Origin of the sequence: Colwellia sp. PAMC 21821, from assembly GCF_002077175.1 — a bacterium.
GTDB lineage: Bacteria > Pseudomonadota > Gammaproteobacteria > Enterobacterales > Alteromonadaceae > Cognaticolwellia.
Window position 1 is genome coordinate 2896229 of the sequence record NZ_CP014943.1, and the last position, 20260, is coordinate 2916488.

Genomic DNA, 20260 nt, shown 5'->3' on the forward strand with positions numbered 1-20260 from the left:
TTGGTCACTAGCTCAACACTTATCGATAGCACCTAAACAATAAAATCCAGACGAAAAAAACCTTAACATTGCTGTTAAGGTTTCGTTTCTTCTCGCTAGAGAATGAATGGTGCCGACTGCCAGAGTCGAACTGCTAGTCTAATATGAGCTATTGATTCAATCAGTGTCAGTTTTATTTAGGCAAATAAAAAAGCCTCAACATTGCTGTTGAGGCTTCGTTATAAATGGTGCCGACTGCCGGAGTCGAACTGGCGACCTACTGATTACAAGGTATCGGCTTGGTCTAGCTAAAGTCATTAATTATGCGGCTTAACCATATGAATAATGTATTAAAATATAACAATGATCCTATCTATTTTATTTGTTGAATATTGACATGTTAGTGATTTTTTAGCGTGAATTTTTATGTATTGAAAGTATATCTTCAATAACAGCGTATCCTGTTTCTAAGCGGCCTGCACCTGGACCAATTAAGGTAATATCACCTAGTAACTCTGTTGAATAGGTAATGGCATTTGTCGCACCTTTAATTGATGCTAACGGGTGTTCGCTCGATACCATCTCAGGTTTAACTGATGCCAAGAACCCATCGTTGTGCTTTTCAACTGTGCCAATTAATTTCCAATGCTTATTTAAAGCAGTCGCGTTAGCAATATCATTATTTGTGATCTGGCTAATGCCTTTGCGATCTATATCATCTAATGTAAGAGATAAATCCATTAAAAGGTTGCCCAGGATAACGACTTTTGCAGCAGCGTCATAACCCTCAACATCACCGGTGGGGTCTGCTTCAGCATAACCAAGTTCTTGAGCTTGTTTAAGAGCATCTTCATATCCAATTCCTGAAGACATCTCACCTAATATATAATTTGTCGTGCCATTAAGAATTCCTTGAATTTTTGTTATACCGGCGGCTAACAACATTTCATTACCTAAGTTTATTGAAGGAGTTCCGCTCATTACCGTACCTTCAATGCCAATTTGAACATTTTTGCTTAATGCTAATTTACGAAGTTCAGGAAAGTGTAAAGCAACGGGTCCTTTATTCGTCATAGAAACATGCATACCATTATTTAATGCCTGTTTAATATGACTTACTGCGGGTTCACCTGTTTGTAGATCCGTAAAAGCAAGTTCTACTAGAATATCAGCGCCACTGTTATCGATTGTTTCAGTCGCATTCCAACCTGTGATTGGAGCAATAGTACTTTTTAGATCGCCATGTTTTTCTAGATCAGATAATAAAACTTCAGGGTCCAAACCGTTAGGGTTAGAAACACTGCCTTTATATAGGTCACATACCGCTACTATGCTTAAATTAATACCAAACTTTTTTATTAAAAGGTTTTTTTTGTCACTAATAATTTTAGTTAGGCCTTGACCAACATTCCCAAAACCGATTATTGCTAATTTATATGTTTTCATTACGTTCTTCCTAAATATATATTTCAAATGTTGAATTATTGATTGATAGCGTTATTTTCGTAAATTAAAACAATAAGTTTTTATGTCGGTCATCTCTTTAACTGCATTCATAACACCCTCTCGACCAACACCTGACCCTTTAACTCCGCCAAATGGCATCGCATCAATACGATAATCACTGCTGTCATTTATCATTACGCCACCACAGTCCATTGAGTCTGCAAGTTCAAAAGCCAGTTCAAGGTCATTGGTAAATATTCCAGCTTGTAAGCCAAATTCGACATCATTTGCTTGAGTTATTGCTGCTTCTTTATCAGAAAATCGATACAACACAGTCACAGGTCCGAACACTTCTTCCTTGGCAATTAAGCAGTCATTACTTACATTTTCAAAAACAGTAGGTTGAAAAAAGTTTCCCTGTCTTTTCCCACCACAGAGTAATGTTGAATTTTTTTCAAGCGCATCTTTTACCATGGCTTCAACTTTAAGCGCCGCGCGACTATTAATCATTGGGCCCATTTGTGTAGATTCAGAGAGTTTGTCTCCCATAGAAATTTTGCTTGCACGAAGACAAAATTCTGAAGCAAACTGATCATAGAGTTCATCTTGAATATAAATTCTTTGAACATGTAAACAGTTTTGGCCTGCAGCCCAGAAAGCACCACTCACACATGCTTCCATTGCCAGCTCAGCATTTGCATCATTCATGACTATTACCGGGCAATTACTGCCAAGCTCCATAGACATTTTCTTTAAACCGGCGAGACTTAGAATTCTTTCTCCTACACTTTTTCCGCCAGTAAATGAAACCATATTAATACGAGGATCTGATACGATCATATCGCCTATATCTATGCCATAGCCGGTAACCAAATTTAAAATACCTTTAGGTAAATTTGTTTTATTAAATAGTTCTACCAGTAGTTTTGCGACAAGAGGCGTCTCATGGTGAGGCAGAATAATTACTGAATTTCCTGCCGCTATAGCGGGACCTATTTTATGAGCGACTAAATTTAAAGGGTCATTAAAAGGAGTAATAGCAGCAACAACACCAAGCGGTATCCTGCGATAATAGCCAAATCGATTTTCTGAGCCAGGAGCTTGATCAAAAGCAATAGTTTCTCCAGTTAAGCGCCTAGCTTCTTCCGCGCTGATCCGTATAGTTTCAACACACCTAGAAACTTCTTTTCTGGCTTCATTAATTGTTTTAATACCTTCACGTGCAATCATTTGAGCAAACAATTCTTTTTGATTACTTAAATTATCAGCAACTTCATTAAGTACAGACATGCGTACATTTGAAGAAAGTTTTTTAGCTTTCTGGGCTCCTATTACCGCTGCCTCAATAATAGCGTCAACTTCACTTACAGAGTTATTCACAACTGTACCGACTAAACTACCATCTTCAGGGTTTAATACTTGTATCTGTGGTTGTGAGTTTTTTATATCTATAGTCGTTGGAGCAGACAAACTTTGTATTGTAGGCATGGATATATTCCTTTGTTAATGATTTAGTGAACTACAGATAGTTTACCTACCACTTATGGTTTACATCGTGCGTAATTTTATAATAAATGCAATTATATTCGTTATTTTTAAAATATATTGATAGAATTATATCAATAATGATTTGGGTGTATTAAATGATGAAATTAAGTAAGCAAGATCTAAAAATATTGGAATTGTTGCAAATAGATGTAAAAACATCTGTTGAGCAGCTTTCTGAAGAAGTAGGATTATCGACGGCAAGTATACAGCGACACTTAAAGCGCTTAAGAGATAATAAAGTTATCGCTCAGGAAGTAGCGATAATATCGCCTAACGCTGTAAACCAATCAATGACTTTTATTATTTCGGTACAACTCAATAGAAGTTATAACGATTGTTTCAATTATTTTAAAAACAAAGTAAAAAACAATAATAATATTCAGCAGTGTTATTACATTACAGGTGAAGCGGATTTTGTACTGATAGTGACAGCTAAAGATATGGAAAACTTTGAAGAATTTACTCAATTATTTTTTTTTAGTGATATTGCCGTTCTTCACTTTAAAACATCTGTTGTTATGGGCAGAACAAAAGTTAGCTTAGCATTACCGCTTAATTGTGTAGATGTATGAAACATGACCTGCGGGGTCAGGTTAGTTGAAACGTAATGGATTTATGTCGACTGCTGAATTTGGTCGCTAGTTCAATCCTTCTTGAACGCACCTAAACAACAAAATCCAGACGAAAAAAACCTCAACATTGCTGTTAAGGTTTCGTTTCTTCTCGCTAGAGAATGAATGGTGCCGACTGCCAGAGTCGAACTGCTGGTCTAATATGAGCTACTGATTCAATCAGTGTCAGTTTTATTTAGGCAAATAAAAAAGCCTCAACATTGCTGTTGAGGCTTCGTTATAAATGGTGCCGACTGCCGGAGTCGAACTGGCGACCTACTGATTACAAGTCAGTTGCTCTACCAACTGAGCTAAGTCGGCACACGAAGAACGTGTGCGATAATTATGTTCTAGGAACAAACTATCTTGGCACCGAATCAACATCGGAACTTGTTGATTCTACAGTTAACTTAATTAAAAGCTAAAAGTGTAAATGGTGCCTCGACCCGGAATCGAACCAGGGACACGAGGATTTTCAATCCTCTGCTCTACCGACTGAGCTATCGAGGCACATTAACAATCAATTTGATTGCACTGCACATTGTCTTCTTGGCTGTGCCTTGAAGACGGGGCGTATTAAACTGTTTTTCGTTTACCCCGTCAACCCTTTTTTTTAAATAAATGTTTGTTTGCCGTTTTTTTCTACGTATTGTGCTTTTATGGAGCAGTTTTGTGGTTTTATTTCTTGTTTAAGCTGTTGGGTGATGGTTTTAAGGATAAAAAAATCGAGGATAAATTATATTAATTGTTTCGCTGAGTAATTAAAAGTTAACCATGAAAGGCGTAATTTAATTATTTTTAATAAAATAAATGCAAAAAAGCAGGTAAATAATATTTATTTACCTGCTTTTTTAAAGTTTATTACGCTGCAATTATTTTTTCTCTGGTGTATAACCTTCGATTTCAGGTTCTTTGCCGTCAAATAAATACCCAACCATGGCTGTTTCTAAAAATGCACGGTCGTCGGGGTTCATCATGTTCATTTTCTTTTCGTTAATTAGCATGGTTTGCTTCTTTTGCCAAATTCCCCAAGCTTCTTTAGATATGTTATCAAAAATACGTTTGCCAATTTCGCCCGGATAAAGTTGATAGCCAAGACCTTCGGCTTCTTTTTGTAAGTTTTGGCAAAAAACGGTACGACTCATAATAAATTCTCTTTTTGTATGATGTATTTGTATGTATAAATTAATTAAACAGGTAATTGCTCAAGCTGTTTAATTAACTTTTGCGTTGATGCGGCTAAACCCACCGACGCGACTGTGGCTAAATTGTACCATTGCAATGTGCTATTTTCGCTAATTTCTTTTGCCGGAAGCATTTCACAATCGATAACAATTGCTTCTATGTCGAGATGAAAATGGCTAAAGGTGTGGCGAAATTTGTCTAAAGCGAATGTGGTGGTTTGTTTAAGATTTAATTTTGTTAACAATTCCGGTAATTCGCTAATATCTGATATCTCTAAAAAACACCATAAACCGCCCCAAATTCCAGCAGGAGGACGTTTTTCCATCAGCACTTGTTGCTCAATACGAGGAATGATCATGATGGTGTGTTTTTCGGGAATAGTTTTTTTCGGTTTTTTCTGTGGATAATTTGCTTGTTCATCGCTGGCATTTGCCAAACAGCTGGTATTAAGTGGGCAAATTTCACATTTAGGTTTAGAGCGCGTACAAACCATCGCGCCTAAGTCCATCATAGCTTGGTTAAACTGTGCTACGCCAACTTCTGGCGTTAGTGCGTCAGTAATCGGCCATAAGGTTTTTTCATAAATAGCTTGGCCTGCATGACCTTGCACTTTATAACAGCGCGCTAAAACGCGTTTTACGTTTCCGTCTAAAATCGCATGATGTTTATTTAGTGCTAAGCTCAATATTGCTCCAGCGGTCGAGCGACCAATGCCAGCAAGTGCGATAACATCGTCAATATTTTCAGGGAATTTCCCTTGATAGTCGTCACGAATTATTTTTGCGGTTTTGTGCAAGTTACGCGCTCTTGCGTAATAACCCAGGCCGGTCCAATGATGAAGTACGGTATCTTCATCGGCATTGGCTAACTCGATAATGTTAGGAAAGCTTTCCATAAATCTTAAATAGTAGGGAATAACCGTTGCTACTTGCGTTTGCTGTAGCATAATTTCGGAGATCCAAACTCGATAAGGGGTTTTGTCTTGCTGCCAAGGCAAGTGCTTTCTGCCTTGCAACTGAAACCATGATAATACTTGGTCGCTAAATTGTTGCGCAGATTTGGCTGATATAGTGGTTTTATTTGTCATAATGGCGACAGTGTAGCGAATAAAGCTGAAATTTTCATTGCAAAAATTTCTATTGCCACTATCCTCTCGCAGATAGTTAGTATTACTAAAAATAGTGTTTGGTTAAAGCCAAGCTGTAAGGAATTGAATATGAAAATAGATGCAAAAAATCGTAGTAATCGTTTACGTAAAAAATTACGCGTTGATGAGTTCCAAGAATTAGGTTTTGATATTGCTTGGAAACTTGATGATGGTACTGACAATGAGTCAGTAGATGCATTTTTAACTAAGTTTTTCGACGAAGCTATTGATCCAAATAATTTAGGCTTTGGTGGTGAAGGTGATACTTTATGGCATGGCTTAATTTGTACTCAACAGTTAGGTAAGTGTACTGAAGAACATCGCCAATTAGTAGAAAAGTGGTTAACGGATAATGGCGCAAGCTCAGTTGCCGTTGGTCCATTATATGATGTTTGGTGGGCAGAGTAGCCTTTAGCAAACTCGTGTTAAGCCAATAAGTTAATATGCGGGCGTAAAATTAGATCTTGATAGGCACTATGCCGTGATTGAATTTCAGTCATTAAACAAGGATAATACGCGCCCTAATTTCGATGACGCAACTAACCAATAGATAGCATTATGACAGACAGAAACCACAAAACCGTTGAACAAGCAGAGCAAGAAGGCAAGTACATTAGAAAGGTACGAAGCTTTGTTAAGCGTGAAGGCCGCCTTACTAATGGCCAAGCAAAAGCTTTAGAGCAGTTTTGGGATACTATGGGATTGAACCATCAAGATGGTTTAATTGATCCGAGTGTTTTGTTTGGCAATAATAACCCTGTTGTGCTCGAAATTGGCTTTGGCATGGGTAAGTCATTAGTTGAAATGGCTAAAAATGCCCCTGAGCTTAACTTTATTGGTGTTGAAGTTCACCGACCAGGTGTTGGCGCTTGTATTGGTTTAGCACAAGAAGAAGGTGTTAATAACCTTAAAGTATACGAGCACGATGCTATCGAAGTGTTAGCCGATTGTCTTCCTGCTGAGTGTTTAACAACGGTTCAGTTGTTTTTCCCTGATCCTTGGCATAAAAAGAAGCATCACAAACGTCGTATCGTACAAGCTAGTTTTGTTGAAGCTATTCGTGAAAAACTGAAAGTTGGTGGCGTATTCCACATGGCAACTGACTGGGAAAACTACGCTGAATGTATGTTAGAAGATATGACCTCTGCACCAGGCTTTAAAAACTTATCTGCAAACAATGATTATGTGCCGCGTCCTGATTCTCGTCCGTTAACTAAGTTTGAAGACCGTGGTCAAAACTTAGGACATGGCGTTTGGGATTTACAGTTTGAAAAATTAGCTTAATGTTTTTTCGATTGGTTATTGCATTGAGTTAGTTATGCAGCATAAGTGAAAAAAGAGCGAAGTCGCTCTTTTTTTTTGCCTTGAATAAATTATGGTCGGTTTGTTAAGGTTTAAGTGTTTGAAAATATTAATTTAAAACCTGACGGACTAAAGTCCGACCTACATAGTGCCTACGGCCGATAATGTAGTGTGGGGCAATTGTTTTGTAGGTCGGATTTCAGGCCGTCAACAGTTGAGCGAATACTTAACGCGATGATCAAAAGCCAATCAGGCAAGTAAACGTTAAACTAATAACTAGCGATGTAACTTATCTCGCTCAACATGAAATAAATGCTGACTATTACGTAAATTTCCCGTTTCTTTTAGCCATTGTTCGTCAACAATTTCTCGCATTAATGCTGCTTGTAAAATTCGACCAGCTGAAGCGCTCCAATAAGTAATGGTAGCTTCTTGATGGGCTGGCGTATTTGGCAATTGCTCTGTGCGTGTTTGTGCCATTTCGTCAATTATACTTGCAATAACCTTTGGTTTTAGCTCTTGTATTATTTGACGTTTAAATTGTGTGAAGTGCTTGGCACGCATAAGCTGCCAAATTAACCATGCTAAAAATAAAACCGCGATAACTGCAATAATTTCCAAAACTATACTCTAGTCATTCTATTAAATATCGTCGCCATCATAACAGGATTTATGGTAATTTGAATCATGAATTAACCTGCTTTTTGAGCGAGTGATTAATTTTTTTATTATGAGCAAGTTTACAGTTTTTCGGGTTAATTAAGGCTTAAACTGTGCACCTTCGTGCATTAATAACTTCGCCTTTAATGCTAACCCTCCGGCATAGCCGGTTAACTTGCCATTACTTCCAATAACGCGATGACACGGCACTATGAGTGCAATAGGATTTGCTCCATTTGCAGTGCCGACAGCGCGAACCGCTTTTTCATTCTTAATGCTTTTAGCGATCCAGCCATAGCTTTTGGTTTCACCGCAGGGTATTTCAAGTAAGGCTTGCCAAACTTGTTTTTGAAAGTTCGTGCCCTCCGGCGCTAACGGTAGTTCAAAGTGCTTTCGGTCTCCGTCAAAATATTGGGTAAGTTGTTGAATCACTTGCGTGAACTTACTCGTATCTTCAATTAGGCCAGCATAAGTTATAGGTGACTTTCCTGTTTGAAAAGCAAGTGCGCTTAAGCCTTTGTCGTTAGCCGTTAAGGCAATTTCACCCAGTGGTGATTGATAAGTGCAGTAATACATAGAAAAATTCCTTAAAATTTGGCTGGCATACAATGTGGATGTTTGCGTTTTAGGTCTTCGTTGCCAGCGATTGCCATAAATATATAGCCGCGTAGGCACGCCAAGGTCGCCAGCTTTCGGCTAACGCTAATATGTCTTTATTTTTGGGTTTTATTTCATCAATTGTTAACGCTTTTATAATACCTAAATCTGCACTAGGAAACGCATCTGGATCGCTTAAACCCCTCATGCCAATATAGTTTACTGTCCATGGCCCAATTCCTTTAAGTTTTGTTAATGTAGCTTCTAATTCTTCTATTGTTAGGCCTTTGGTAAATATGTAGTCATGTTGTTGAAAGTAAGAAACCCAAGTTTGCAAAGTGGCAATGCGAGAGCGGGCTAAGCCTATCTCTTGATAGTCAGCATTTATTAATGTAGTAATACTTGGGAAATACTTTGAAACACTGATATTTTCAGGCTGTTCAATATCGACAACATTATCGCCATATTTTTCCGCGATGCGCTGTGCCAAAGTTGTTGCACCTTTTACTGATATTTGTTGCCCGAGAATTGCTCGAATTGAAAATTCAAAAATATCCCAACAGCCAGGTAAACGTAAACCGGGAAATTGTTCAATAACTAAGGCTAATTTTGGGTGCGATATTAAATGTTGATGAATTAATTGCATGTCGGCATCTAAGTCGAACATGCGACGAACACGAGCGATAATCTGATTTAAGTAACTATAATCAGTTAACTTAACCGTTAAATTTAAGGCGCTTTTGTCTTGATGATGGGTAACTTTTATCCAGCCTTTACAATTTTCAAGTTCAACCGTTCTAAAATAATGTTCAGTACTAATATCTTCTATGTTGCTCATTTTTCTTGAACGGAAAAAGCTTAGCATTAAGGACCAATCAAATGGTGCCTTATACGGCAATAGAATAGCTACTTGGGTATCAGATGCTTTTACTTTATTGCCTCTGATTTCACTTGGCGAGGTTTTATAGGTTTGCAAAATAACTTCATTAAAACGACGTATGCTATTAAAACCTGCAGCAAAGGCAACGTCTGTAATACTTAAAGATGTTGAAATAAGCAGTTTATGGGCAAGTAATAATCGTTGCTGATGAAAAAACTCACTCGGCGATAAACCGTAATATTGCATAAATAAACGACGAATTTGTCTATCGCTGATATCAAGCTGCTCAGCACATGCCTGCAAACTGTAATTGTTCTCGTAGTATGTTTGCGTTATTTGCTTAATTTTTCTGGGTAATGGTAAGTTTGGCGCAAGTTCAGGGAAGCAGCGTTTGCATGGGCGAAAACCTGACTTTTGGGCAAGCTCTGCACTCTCATAATAGGTAACATTTTCTGGCTTTGGTGGTCTGGCAGGACAAATAGGCCGACAGAATATACCTGTCGTGATCACGGCGGTAAAAAATTTGCCATCAAAGCGAGCGTCACGACTTAAGCGTGCATTTTCGCAAACCTCTATACTGAACATACACTTCCTATAATTATGATTAAACGTTTAGCCGTTTTTTGAACATGCCAATTTTTGAATTTGGTGCTCTGTTAACTGCGCACGGAAAATGGCCGAATATAAAGCATTTATTTTAATAACTCGTTCTTCTCGACAATAGGCTTCTGCATTGTCTAATTAGCTGTATCCATGCCGCGATAATTATTAAATAAATAGCGCAATAGTTGGTTTTTTTAACCAGTAGAAATGATCAGATAATTAGTTAAATTGTTATGATACGTTAGGTAAGATAAATCGCTAGCGATAATCGGACAAGACCTAAAAAATAATTCTCAGAGTAAAAGAATTCATTTTGATACTATAATACTGAAACATAGCGCACTATATTTGCTTAAATTAATTCTTTTACTTTTCACTTTCAGATACTTTTTTGCGGTAGTATTGTTGAAGCAAAGAGTAATGTTTGAATAATTTTTGTAGAAGTTCTCGTAATTATTATAAAAGTGGCAAAATATGCATGAGTTAAGTAATGGATAATAAAGGTGCTTTTAATAGTAAATTAAGTCGACGCGTCTTTATTTATATTTTACTGTGTAGCGCTTTTTTATCTGTATGCTCGACGATGATTCAATTGTATGTCGATTTTCAGGATGGCGTTTCCAAGCTTGATGAACGTTTTGATAATATTGAATTAAGCTATAACCAGTCAATATCGACTAGTTTATGGGATTTCAATGAGGACTTAGTTGAACAACAAATTGTTGGTATTCAACGGCTTCCTGACATTCGTCATGTTAAAATAACCACCAGTTTTGGGAAGGTTTACCAAGCAGGTGACGTTATCTCCGATGCTAAAAAAATTGAAATACACCCTATTGCTTTTGAAGGTAATGTTATTGGCAATATGGTTATTTCTGCAGATTACCAAGATATTTATCAGCACTTGTGGCAAAAAGCCGGTTTTATTATTTTCTCTGAGTTTATCAAAATATTTATTGTCGCGTTTTGTACTTTTTTTATCGTTCATTGGTTAATTACCCGTCATTTATATCGTATTACCTTATATTCACAAGCCATGACTGGCGAAAGTTTAGATACACCACTCATGTTGGAACGTAGTCGCCAAAAAACTGATGAATTGGATGAGTTGGTATCAGCAATCAATATTATGCGATTGACGCTAAAAAATGACATTATTAAGTTAGAAGATGCAGAGAATGCATTGATTAATCTCAATGGCGACTTAGAAATTAAAGTTTATGAGCGCACATCAAAATTAGCGGAAAGTAACCAACAGTTACAACATTCACTCAATGAATTGACCTTAGCTAAAGATCAACTCGTACAATCGGAAAAAATGGCCTCTCTTGGGCAATTAGTCGCTGGCGTTGCCCATGAAGTTAATACGCCACTAGGTATTTGCATCACTTCATTAAGTGCACTAAAAGAAAAGGTTGTGGAGTTGAATGATGCGCTTAATGATAAAACCTTAACTAAAAGGCAGTTAACTTCAATTTTAAATTTGTTTGTTGAATATGAGCAGATTATCGAACGCAGCCTAAATAAAGCGGTGGACTTAATTCGCGGCTTTAAATCGGTTGCAGTTGAACATCATACAGATCCGAAAATAAATATTAATTTAGCGCAGCACGTTAATGATGTTGTGAATACGGTGAAAACGTTATTTAAACAGAAAAATTACACGATTAAGATCCAAGTTGATAAAACGTTAAACTTAGTCACTTTTCCAAGTGCTTGGAATCAAATATTAACTAATTTTTTAACTAACTCTCACATTCACGGTTTTGAAGATCGTATGGACGGTGAGATTTCTATCGAATTTCAAGCTTCTGATGAAAGTCTTGTGCTGATATATCAAGACAACGGCAAAGGTTTAGATGATAAAATAAAAGATAAAGTATATGACCCCTTTGTTACCACAAAGCGTGGTTCAGGTGGTTCAGGACTAGGCATGAATATTGTTTACAACCTAGTTAATACTAAGCTGGGGGAACGATTGAAATTGTAGCAATTGAGCACGGTTGTTGTTTTGTTGTTAAGGTTCCTCTGGAAAAAAATCAAGAAAAAACTTCGACTAAATCTACTCCTGACTTTAAGTTGATCTCTTAATAATATTGCTATTATTGATGCTTTAGCTTGCAGGTTACAGTCTGCTTAAGCTGCAATGTTAATGGTGATACTGTCGAATACTGTCGAATACAGTCTAATACTCTTATAACGATATTGTTTACGATATTGTCTATTAATATACTGCAACGCATATCGTATTATTTCATTTATATTTTTATTTCCATATGGTTTAAATATTATTCAATTGACCACTGTATCTGCATACGTTTCACTTACCTACGGGTTAAACAAAAAAATAAGCGGTTAGGGTCCAAAGTATACCTGCTAGAGAGGCTGCTAATGCGGCGGGTGCTAATTGCGACTTTACATGATCCATTAAATCACACCCTGTGGTCATCGCACTTAAAATGGTGGTATCAGATATTGGTGAGCATTGATCACCAAAAACACTACCATTTAACACCGTGGCAAAACATAACATCATAAACAGCTCCGGATTTGCTACTCCTTGGCTTTGACAAATTGCCCACGCTAATGGCATGGCTAGAGGGAAGGCAATTGCATAGGTCCCCCAGCTTGTTCCGGTAGAGAAAGCTATTATCATAGTGATCAGTTGTAATATCACGGGTAAGCACCAGAAGGGTAGTTGCTCTCCCAGTAAAGAGACTAAAAATAAGCCACCACCAGTTTCTTTACTGATGCTGCCAATAATCACCGCTAGCATTAAAATAACAGACGCAAATACCACCCCTTTTAAGCCGTTACCAAAACCATCAACCACATGGTTTAAAGACATACCTTTGATTAAGGCAATAACTGCAGAAAGAATCAATGCGGCGCCAAACGCCCAATTAATCTTTGGTGAACCGAGCATTACAAAGCTGCCAATAGCTATGGCGGTTAACGTGACTAAAGGCAATATAAATTCAAGCACATGGGGTTTATAGCCTTCAGGTATATCTGTACTTTGCAATTCTTTTGCGCTTAAAGGCTTAGCGTCAGGAGCATCAAGTTGATGATGAGTTTCTGCGCGTAGCTTTGCAGCTCGTATACGTTTACCTGAAAACGTGGTGATATTAAGACTTAATAGCAATGTACCCGTAATAGCAAACATGCTGTAAAAGCTGAATGGAATACTCTGGAAGAAGAAACTGATCCGGTCTGCTTCTGTGGCTAAAAAAGACACGCCAGGTATAAATATTAAGGCTTGAACGTATGCGGGCCAAGCATTAAAAGCTAATATTGATGCTATAGGAGATGCCGTTGAATCTACAATGTAACTCATTTCTTCGTGACTGACTTTCGCTTTATCTGCCAAGGGGCGCACGGTAGTGCCAACTAAAACTGTACTCATAGTGCCACCTTGGAAAAACAATATGCCCAGTAACCAGGAAACCAGCTTTGCCGATTTTCGTCCTTTGACAAAATGCTTGGTCATGTAATTAGCAAAAGCCTGTGCTGCACCCGTTTTAGACCATATGCCTAATAAACCTCCTAGCAACCATAAATACAATAACAGCAGTGCGGCAGTACCTTCTTTTGCTAGATTTGGAATAATAACTTTGTCGGTTAAGTCGTAACGCCCTAGCATTATGGAGCCAACAACTACACCGCCCAGTAAAGCTGTCAGTGGTTCACGGGTTAATAAACATAATACGATTGTTATAAACGCAGGCAGTAGTGACCAAATACCAAAGTGAAAGGCTGGTTTTAGTAGTTTTAATTGCTGCTTTTTGTCTTTCACCCATTGCTGTTCAAGCGCTGGTGAGCTGGTTAAGTTACTGAGGTTTTGCTGGTTAAGCGGTGACTTTTGGTAATCCACCACAGTTTCAATAATAACTTTTTGGTCTTTATAGGTATAACTCGAAATACCTTTAGGGCTGGTACTGACATCATACACATAGCTTTGCTCAACCCAATGCGGTGCGATAAATTGTTTTATATAAATTGCTGATAATATAGCAAAAACAAAGGCGGCTAAGGCGATACTATTGTGTTTTGTTGGCATACAGAAACTCTTTTGTTTTTATTTATTTGAGACTTATGTGCTTAGCCTATTTGCTAAGAGGAACCAAAACTTAGTTATTTAACGATAACAGAATTAAGATCAATTGAAATGCTATCGTATGAAAGAAAATTAGCCGCGAAGTTAACAGCGAAGTTAACCGCTTAATTCAGTGGCATGCCAACCCCATTGCAATCTACTACTTAATAAATGAAATAGGACAGAGGTTTTAGATCAAATAAATTATTTTATTAAGCTGGCTATATCGCTAATGTTTTGTGTTTAGCGCGTGGTTCTCTATAATGGCGGTAATATTTTTAGGAAGCCCAGTATGAGCATTGTATATAAAACTAGAACTCAATTAGTTGTTGAAACACTTAGAGAAAAAATATTAAGTGGTGAGATTAAAGCGGGCCAGCCATTAAGACAAGCAGCGCTAGCGAGTGAGTTAAATGTTAGTCGAATACCTGTGAGAGAAGCATTGTTGCAGCTTGAAGGTGAAGGCTTAGTTGCTTTTGAACCTCATAAAGGTGCGACCGCAACAGAGCTTAACGCAGACCAAGTGGATGAACTGTTTGAATTGCGCGCATTGCTGGAATCTGATTTATTAGCTAATTCGTTGCCCAATATTAGCGCTGAGAAGTTGGAAGAAGCAACACAACTACTTAAAAAACTAGATACAGCTTTAGGTAAAGAGAACGCAGCAAATACCTGGAGTGAGCTAAATTCTGATTACCATAATTGTTTGTACTCTGGCGCAAATCGGCCTCAAACACTTGAACTGGTGAATATGCTAAATAAAAGCGCAGACCGTTATATACGAATGCACTTACTTTGGGCTGGTGGTATTTCTAAAGCAGAATCGGAGCACAATGAAATTTTAGCCTTGAGTAAGGCACGTAATGTCGAAAAGGCAGTGGCATTACTGAAACAACATATTTTGGGTTCTCGCGATGAAATTAAAGCATTTTTAGAAGCACGTGAAGCAAAAATTAATAGTGAACGTTAGTGCTGAAATCCTGAAATATTACCCCTAATAGGCAAACTACTTTTTTGATTAATATTTGCTTGAAAACCTTGATGTTATTTTGAGCAAATATTGACTTTTTAAAGATATATCTATAGTATTCCCGCGCCTTCAAGCCCCGAAAATAACTATTGTCGTTTAACTTACTAGGGTCAAATCACCTTGCAGTAAGATATTTTCGGGACTACGCCAAATGTATTTAAATTCAAGCGAGTTTTAAACTGTGCTTGTTTTTTTGATGTTCTAATCAAAGTAGAGAAAAAAATGTTTGAATTACACGCCAGTAAAGTGGCAAATTTAAAAAATGATGTCTTGTCGGGCTTCACTGTCGCCTTAGCATTAGTACCCGAAGCCGTAGCATTTGCTTTTGTTGCTGGTGTTGAACCCCTTGTTGGCCTTTATGCTGCGTTTATGGTTGGTTTAATAACCTCTATATTTGGTGGTCGCCCAGGTATGATCTCTGGTGCTACTGGCGCTATGGCAGTTGTGATGGTGAGTTTAGTCGCTATTCATGGCGTTGAATACTTATTTGCCACGGTCGTATTAACCGGGGTACTGCAAATACTGGCTGGGCTATTTAAACTGGGTAAGTTTATTCGCTTGGTACCTCATCCCGTTATGCTTGGCTTTGTAAATGGCTTAGCTATTGTTATTTTCCTTGCTCAGTTAGGGCAATTTAAGGTGACTAATGAAGATGGCGTATTAGCGTGGATGCAAGGTAGCCAAATGTTAACGATGGTTGGCCTTATCGTGTTAACGATGGGTATTATCCACTTCTTACCTAAGTTAACTAAAGCGGTACCGTCATCACTAGTGGCGATTGTCGTTGTAACATTGCTAGCGCAAAGCCTTGATTTAGATGCACGCACAGTCGTAGATTTTGTTCGTGATATGACCAATGACCCTATGGCTTCTATTGCCGGTGGATTACCACAATTTAGTATCCCAAGCGTGCCATTTAGCTTGGAAACACTGCAAGTTATTTTACCTTTTGCGTTGATTCTAGCGGCGATTGGTTTAATCGAATCATTACTGACGTTAACATTAATTGATGAGTTAACTGGTACACGTGGCCATGGTAACAAAGAATGTGTTGCACAAGGCGCGGCAAATACTGTTACTGGATTTTTTGGTGGTATGGGTGGTTGTGCGATGATTGGTCAGTCTATGATCAATGTTAACTCAGGTGGTCGTGGTCGTATGTCTGGCGTAACAGCCGCATTAGCGTTACTTGGTTTTATCTTATTTGGTTCTAATTTAATTGAACAAATACCATTAGCCGCATTAGTGGGTGTAATGTTTATCGTGGTAATTGGTACGTTTGAATGGTCGAGTTTCCGTATTTTAGGTAAAGTGCCAAAAGCTGACGCCTTTGTAATTATATTAGTATCAGCAGTCACTGTTGCCACAGATTTAGCCATAGCGGTTGTTGTTGGTGTTATTGTTTCTGCGTTGGTATTTGCTTGGGAACATGCTAAACATGTAATTGTTCATCGTTCAGTAAATGCTAATGGCTCAACGGTTTATGACGTTTCTGGTCCTTTATTCTTTGGTTCGGTCTCTAGCTTTTTAGAGCAATTCGACATGGAAGGTGACAGCGATGATGTTATTGTTGAATTTAAAAATTCACGCGTTGCTGATCATTCAGCGATTGAAGCTATTGATACATTAGCCGAACGATACATTAGTCGTGGCAAGCAAATGCACTTAAGACATTTAAGTAAAGAATGTACGCAATTGCTAACTAAAGCCGGTAGCTTAGTGGAAATAAACGTTATAGAAGACCCTGATTATCATATCGCTACAGATAAGCTGGGTTAATAAAACGCTAAAATAAAATTGGGTATATACTTAATAGTATCTGCCCAATGGCTTATTCAAAGTAAACCAATTGATTACACGAAGTATATTAGATGCAGTTAGAATTTTTTGATGTTCCTAGCCCTTGTATTGGTATTTGTCAGTCAGATGACAAAGGCCAATGTTCGGGTTGCTTTCGTACGCGAGACGAGCGCTTAAATTGGATAGCATTTGATTCTAACGAGCGTCAAAAAGTCATTAAACGTTGTCAGCAACGTAAAAAGCGTAAAACTAAACCCACAACAGTTAAAGTCGCTGAAATTACTGTTGAAAATAAGCAAGCCTCTTTACTTGACCCACCAAGTAAATTACGCATTGATAACAGCAGTGATATCGACTTTGGTGACTTTGAACTGTAAATTTTTAAGTCCCCATCACCCCATTTATCGCAGATAGTTAGCCGTTCAACGCAATTGCTCAACTCCCCTATATGTCTGACTTGTTGTCAGCGACAATTCATAATATTGTAGATATTAATACCTTGTTAACAATAATCTGTTAACCGTAATATTTATGTTAAATATTTTAACTTGAATAATAATAAGCTCATACAAACTGGCCTGAAATACATGATATTTTTATGCAGTGTGTGGAGTAACACAGGAACAAATTTATGCAAAAATTTCTCCCATCGTTAGTGACTACAGCACTTGCTGTTGCCTTAACTGGTTGTTTGCAAAGCGAACAGCAAGACGAAAAAGTGGTGATAAATAAAAACCCATACCCGAGTACCTATAAAGTCTTACCGTTGCAAACTACATTAATAAAAAATGCCACGGTATTAACGGGTACGGGCACACGTATGGATAATGCCGATGTTTTGATGGTAGACGGTAAAATCAATAAAATTGGCAAAAACTTAATCGCCGATGGCGCGGTTGAAATTGACGCAAATGGTAAATGGATAACGCCAGGTATTATCGACGTACATTCACATTTAGGTGTTTATCCAAGCCCTTCTGTTGAATCGCATTCTGACGGTAATGAAATGAGTTCACCTAATACTTCTGAAGTGTGGGCTGAACACAGTATATGGCCACAAGACCCCGGTTTTGAAGCAGCGCGTGCTGGTGGCATTACAACACTACAAATTTTACCCGGCTCAGCAAACTTATTTGGCGGTCGCGGTGTAACACTGCGCAATGCCCCTAGCCATACTATGCAAGGTATGAAGTATCCAGATGCGCCTTATGGTTTAAAAATGGCTTGTGGTGAGAATCCAAAACGAGTTTACGGTAGTCGTAAAGTGTTACCTTCAACACGCATGGGTAATATGGCTGGTTATCGCATGGCTTGGGCCGATGCAACTGAATATAAACGAGCTTGGGAAAAGTATGACGCTGATTACGATGCAGGCAAGAACCCGTTGGCTCCTGAGCGTGATATAGAACTCGACACCTTGAAAGGTGTGCTTGATGGAGATATTTTAATTCATAACCATTGTTATAAAGCTGAAGAAATGGCGATGATGATCGATCTAGGTAAAGAATTTAATTACCACTCAGGTACTTTTCATCATGCGATTGAAGCATACAAAATAGCAGATACCTTGGCTGAAAATGGCAACTGTGCAGCCATGTGGCCAGATTGGTGGGGCTTTAAAATGGAAGCTTACGACATGGTGCATGAAAACGTAGCAATTGTAGATGCGATGAAAAATTCTTGTGCGGTAGTGCATTCTGATTCTGCCAGTACAATCCAACGCTTAAACCAAGAAGCAGGCAAAGTTATGTATCGTGCCAACGAAAATGGCTTTGAAATAACACCTGAACTGGCGATAACTTGGATCACCGCGAATGCAGCAAAATCATTAGGTGTAGCGGAAGATACGGGTAGCTTAGAAAATGGTAAAAAAGCTGATGTGGTGATTTGGAATCAAAACCCATTTAGTGTTTATGCGCAAGCTGAACAAGTGTTTGTTGATGGTGCGAAAGTTTACGATCGTTTTGATGAAAAATACCAAGCGAAAAGCGATTTTCTGTTAGGTCAAAGGTAAGGTGAAAATTATGAAGCATTTTAAAGTATTTAAATCATCGCTAATTGCCTTGGCACTGGCAAGTTCGTCTGCAAGTTTTGCTCAAAGCTTTGCTATTACTAATGCGACAGTGCATACGGTAACTGAGCAAGGCGTACTGGAAAACGCCACGGTAGTGGTTGAAGATGGTAAAGTCATTGCCATCAATCCAGAAACACTTAGCGCCGAGATCATTATTGATGCTAAAGGGAGAATTTTAACACCAGGTTTAATAGGCTCAATGAACCAATTAGGCTTAGTGGAAGTTGGCGCTGTTTCAAAAAGTCGTGATGCTGGCGATAAAAAAGCTGATATTACCTTTGATGCAAGCTTAGCGTTTAATCCACGCTCTTCTGTGATTCCCTATAGCCGAAAGGGCGGTATTACCAGTAATGTTGTCAGCCCTCATGGCGGTGAAGACATGTTTAAGGGGCAAACTTTTGTCGCAGACCTTTCTGGTGAGTTTGATAGTGTTCGTGCTAGTAGCAATAGTGTTGTTATTGACTTAGGCGCTAAAAGCAAAGGTTCTCGTGCACTAAGCTTACAAAACTTACAATTTAAGCTCGAAGATACTGTTAAGGAATTAGCAAAAGCGAAAAATAAAACTAATGATGCAAAAGACAAAAAAGAAGCAAAAGAGCCAAGTCGTGAAGCGCAAGTTATTAACGCGCTACTTACTGGTGAAAAAGCCTTAGTAGCTCATGCTGACCGCGCTACTGATCTGCTATTTTTGTTAAAACTTAAAAAGCAATTTTCACTTGATTTAGTCTTTGTTGGCGCCGCTGATGCGGTGTTAATTGCCGATAAAATTGCTGAAGCTAAAGTACCGGTTGTGATGGCGGCGTTAGATAATTTACCTGGCAGTTTTGATTCTCTGCATGCTTCGCTTGAGAATGCAGCAAAATTAGCTAAAGCTGGCGTTATAGTTGCCTTAACAGTTAATGGTGATACCCATAACCTTTATCAACTGCGTTTTCATGCCGGTAATGCTATAGCGAATGGTTTATCACCCGATGCCGCACTTGCCTCAGTAACGGCTAACGTTGCACAAGCATTTAACCTTGATAGTGGCACTATTGCGGTCGGTAAAACGGCAGATTTAGTGTTGTGGAGTGCTGATCCATTTGAGCTCAGCACAAAGGTAAGTCAGATGTGGATTAACGGTAAAGAATACTCGACTCGCAGTCGTCAAGATGCTTTACGTGACCGTTATACAACGTCGAGTGATATGCCGAAAGCTTACGTGAAGTAATGTCAGAATCAATAGTTATACCCGCTTCTAAAGCCTCGTGTTAAATCTTAATGCCCGTCAGTGGATAACTGATGGGCCTTCCTCTTTTATTC

At 38.3% G+C, this 20260-nt stretch carries 17 protein-coding genes and 2 tRNA genes; 9 read left to right on the forward strand and 10 right to left on the reverse strand.

All coding sequences use genetic code 11. The annotated features are described in order from the left end of the window. Nucleotides 1–390: 390 nt before the first annotated feature. Entirely contained in the window at nt 391–1425 is a 1035-nt protein-coding gene (locus tag A3Q33_RS12325; protein ID WP_081180209.1) for a homoserine dehydrogenase, read from the reverse strand. Nucleotides 1426–1476: 51 nt separating this feature from the next. Beyond that, nucleotides 1477–2913 (reverse strand): aldehyde dehydrogenase family protein, encoded by a 1437-nt coding sequence (locus A3Q33_RS12330; RefSeq protein ID WP_081180210.1) that lies wholly within the window; start codon nt 2911–2913, stop codon nt 1477–1479. A gap of 155 nt (nt 2914–3068) precedes the next feature. On the opposite strand from A3Q33_RS12330, the gene A3Q33_RS12335 reads away from it, so the two are divergent. After that, nucleotides 3069–3545: an Lrp/AsnC family transcriptional regulator gene (locus A3Q33_RS12335; protein ID WP_231295660.1), complete on the forward strand. Its 477-nt coding sequence runs from the start codon at nt 3069–3071 to the stop codon at nt 3543–3545. Nucleotides 3546–3829: 284 nt separating this feature from the next. On the opposite strand, the gene A3Q33_RS12340 is transcribed toward A3Q33_RS12335, so the two are convergent. The 4 genes from A3Q33_RS12340 to mutY all read right to left on the reverse strand — a co-directional run bounded on the left by A3Q33_RS12340 (nt 3830) and on the right by mutY (nt 5856). Further along, nucleotides 3830–3905: transfer RNA gene (locus A3Q33_RS12340), tRNA-Thr, on the reverse strand. Nucleotides 3906–4018: 113 nt separating this feature from the next. After that, a tRNA-Phe gene (locus A3Q33_RS12345) sits at nt 4019–4094 on the reverse strand. Between the two features lie 362 nt (nt 4095–4456). After that, the gene (locus tag A3Q33_RS12350; RefSeq protein WP_081180211.1) at nt 4457–4729 is read right to left on the reverse strand and encodes an oxidative damage protection protein; all 273 of its coding nucleotides are present in this window, start codon (nt 4727–4729) and stop codon (nt 4457–4459) included. A gap of 44 nt (nt 4730–4773) precedes the next feature. After that, nucleotides 4774–5856 (reverse strand): A/G-specific adenine glycosylase, encoded by a 1083-nt coding sequence (gene mutY, locus A3Q33_RS12355; protein WP_081180212.1) that lies wholly within the window; start codon nt 5854–5856, stop codon nt 4774–4776. Between the two features lie 129 nt (nt 5857–5985). Here mutY and A3Q33_RS12360 point away from each other — a divergent pair, with 129 nt between their 5' ends. Then, the gene (locus A3Q33_RS12360) at nt 5986–6324 is read left to right on the forward strand and encodes a YggL family protein (protein WP_081180213.1); all 339 of its coding nucleotides are present in this window, start codon (nt 5986–5988) and stop codon (nt 6322–6324) included. A 150-nt stretch (nt 6325–6474) separates the two neighbouring features. Then, complete coding sequence (gene trmB / locus A3Q33_RS12365; RefSeq protein ID WP_081180214.1) at nt 6475–7200, forward strand: tRNA (guanosine(46)-N7)-methyltransferase TrmB; 726 nt, start codon at nt 6475–6477, stop codon at nt 7198–7200. A gap of 294 nt (nt 7201–7494) precedes the next feature. On the opposite strand, the gene A3Q33_RS12370 is transcribed toward trmB, so the two are convergent. The 3 genes from A3Q33_RS12370 to A3Q33_RS12380 all read right to left on the reverse strand — a co-directional run bounded on the left by A3Q33_RS12370 (nt 7495) and on the right by A3Q33_RS12380 (nt 9940). After that, nucleotides 7495–7839: a hypothetical protein gene (locus A3Q33_RS12370; RefSeq protein WP_081180215.1), complete on the reverse strand. Its 345-nt coding sequence runs from the start codon at nt 7837–7839 to the stop codon at nt 7495–7497. Between the two features lie 138 nt (nt 7840–7977). Beyond that, nucleotides 7978–8454: a methylated-DNA--[protein]-cysteine S-methyltransferase gene (locus A3Q33_RS12375; protein ID WP_081180216.1), complete on the reverse strand. Its 477-nt coding sequence runs from the start codon at nt 8452–8454 to the stop codon at nt 7978–7980. Nucleotides 8455–8503: 49 nt separating this feature from the next. Continuing rightward, on the reverse strand, nt 8504–9940 hold the full coding sequence (locus A3Q33_RS12380; RefSeq protein WP_081180217.1) for a DNA-3-methyladenine glycosylase 2 family protein: 1437 nt from the start codon (nt 9938–9940) through the stop codon (nt 8504–8506). A 508-nt stretch (nt 9941–10448) separates the two neighbouring features. Here A3Q33_RS12380 and A3Q33_RS12385 point away from each other — a divergent pair. Then, nucleotides 10449–11948 carry a sensor histidine kinase gene (locus A3Q33_RS12385; protein WP_081180218.1) on the forward strand — a complete coding sequence of 500 codons (1500 nt, stop codon included), beginning with the start codon at nt 10449–10451 and terminating at the stop codon, nt 11946–11948. A gap of 345 nt (nt 11949–12293) precedes the next feature. Here A3Q33_RS12385 and A3Q33_RS12390 read toward each other — a convergent pair whose 3' ends face one another. Beyond that, complete coding sequence (locus A3Q33_RS12390; protein ID WP_081180219.1) at nt 12294–14018, reverse strand: Na+/H+ antiporter NhaC family protein; 1725 nt, start codon at nt 14016–14018, stop codon at nt 12294–12296. Between the two features lie 328 nt (nt 14019–14346). Between A3Q33_RS12390 and A3Q33_RS12395 the strand changes: the two genes are divergently transcribed. The 5 genes from A3Q33_RS12395 (at nt 14347) to A3Q33_RS12415 (ending at nt 20168) form a co-directional block, all read left to right on the forward strand. Further along, nucleotides 14347–15024, forward strand: a complete 678-nt coding sequence (locus A3Q33_RS12395) for a GntR family transcriptional regulator (RefSeq protein WP_081180220.1) — start codon at nt 14347–14349, stop codon at nt 15022–15024. Nucleotides 15025–15306: 282 nt separating this feature from the next. Next, a complete protein-coding gene (locus tag A3Q33_RS12400; RefSeq protein WP_081180221.1) occupies nt 15307–16863 on the forward strand; it encodes a SulP family inorganic anion transporter in 1557 nt (518 codons plus the stop codon). Between the two features lie 92 nt (nt 16864–16955). Continuing rightward, complete coding sequence (locus tag A3Q33_RS12405) at nt 16956–17261, forward strand: DUF1289 domain-containing protein (protein ID WP_081180222.1); 306 nt, start codon at nt 16956–16958, stop codon at nt 17259–17261. Nucleotides 17262–17515: 254 nt separating this feature from the next. Further along, on the forward strand, nt 17516–18898 hold the full coding sequence (locus A3Q33_RS12410; RefSeq protein WP_081180223.1) for an amidohydrolase: 1383 nt from the start codon (nt 17516–17518) through the stop codon (nt 18896–18898). A 10-nt stretch (nt 18899–18908) separates the two neighbouring features. Beyond that, on the forward strand, nt 18909–20168 hold the full coding sequence (locus A3Q33_RS12415; protein ID WP_081180224.1) for an amidohydrolase family protein: 1260 nt from the start codon (nt 18909–18911) through the stop codon (nt 20166–20168). Nucleotides 20169–20260: the final 92 nt, after the last annotated feature.

What these genes read in the sequence shown, in the direction of transcription:
- A3Q33_RS12395 (WP_081180220.1), top strand. Translation starts at nt 14,347, where the DNA reads ATGAGCATTGTATATAAAACTAGAACTCAATTAGTTGTTGAAACACTT.
- A3Q33_RS12350 (WP_081180211.1), bottom strand. Translation starts at nt 4,729, where the DNA reads ATGAGTCGTACCGTTTTTTGCCAAAACTTACAAAAAGAAGCCGAAGGT.
- A3Q33_RS12330 (WP_081180210.1), bottom strand. Translation starts at nt 2,913, where the DNA reads ATGCCTACAATACAAAGTTTGTCTGCTCCAACGACTATAGATATAAAA.
- A3Q33_RS12360 (WP_081180213.1), top strand. Translation starts at nt 5,986, where the DNA reads ATGAAAATAGATGCAAAAAATCGTAGTAATCGTTTACGTAAAAAATTA.
- A3Q33_RS12390 (WP_081180219.1), bottom strand. Translation starts at nt 14,018, where the DNA reads ATGCCAACAAAACACAATAGTATCGCCTTAGCCGCCTTTGTTTTTGCT.
- A3Q33_RS12410 (WP_081180223.1), top strand. Translation starts at nt 17,516, where the DNA reads ATGCAAAAATTTCTCCCATCGTTAGTGACTACAGCACTTGCTGTTGCC.
- A3Q33_RS12400 (WP_081180221.1), top strand. Translation starts at nt 15,307, where the DNA reads ATGTTTGAATTACACGCCAGTAAAGTGGCAAATTTAAAAAATGATGTC.
- A3Q33_RS12385 (WP_081180218.1), top strand. Translation starts at nt 10,449, where the DNA reads ATGGATAATAAAGGTGCTTTTAATAGTAAATTAAGTCGACGCGTCTTT.
- A3Q33_RS12325 (WP_081180209.1), bottom strand. Translation starts at nt 1,425, where the DNA reads ATGAAAACATATAAATTAGCAATAATCGGTTTTGGGAATGTTGGTCAA.
- A3Q33_RS12380 (WP_081180217.1), bottom strand. Translation starts at nt 9,940, where the DNA reads ATGTTCAGTATAGAGGTTTGCGAAAATGCACGCTTAAGTCGTGACGCT.
- trmB (WP_081180214.1), top strand. Translation starts at nt 6,475, where the DNA reads ATGACAGACAGAAACCACAAAACCGTTGAACAAGCAGAGCAAGAAGGC.
- A3Q33_RS12405 (WP_081180222.1), top strand. Translation starts at nt 16,956, where the DNA reads ATGCAGTTAGAATTTTTTGATGTTCCTAGCCCTTGTATTGGTATTTGT.
- A3Q33_RS12375 (WP_081180216.1), bottom strand. Translation starts at nt 8,454, where the DNA reads ATGTATTACTGCACTTATCAATCACCACTGGGTGAAATTGCCTTAACG.
- mutY (WP_081180212.1), bottom strand. Translation starts at nt 5,856, where the DNA reads ATGACAAATAAAACCACTATATCAGCCAAATCTGCGCAACAATTTAGC.
- A3Q33_RS12415 (WP_081180224.1), top strand. Translation starts at nt 18,909, where the DNA reads ATGAAGCATTTTAAAGTATTTAAATCATCGCTAATTGCCTTGGCACTG.
- A3Q33_RS12335 (WP_231295660.1), top strand. Translation starts at nt 3,069, where the DNA reads ATGATGAAATTAAGTAAGCAAGATCTAAAAATATTGGAATTGTTGCAA.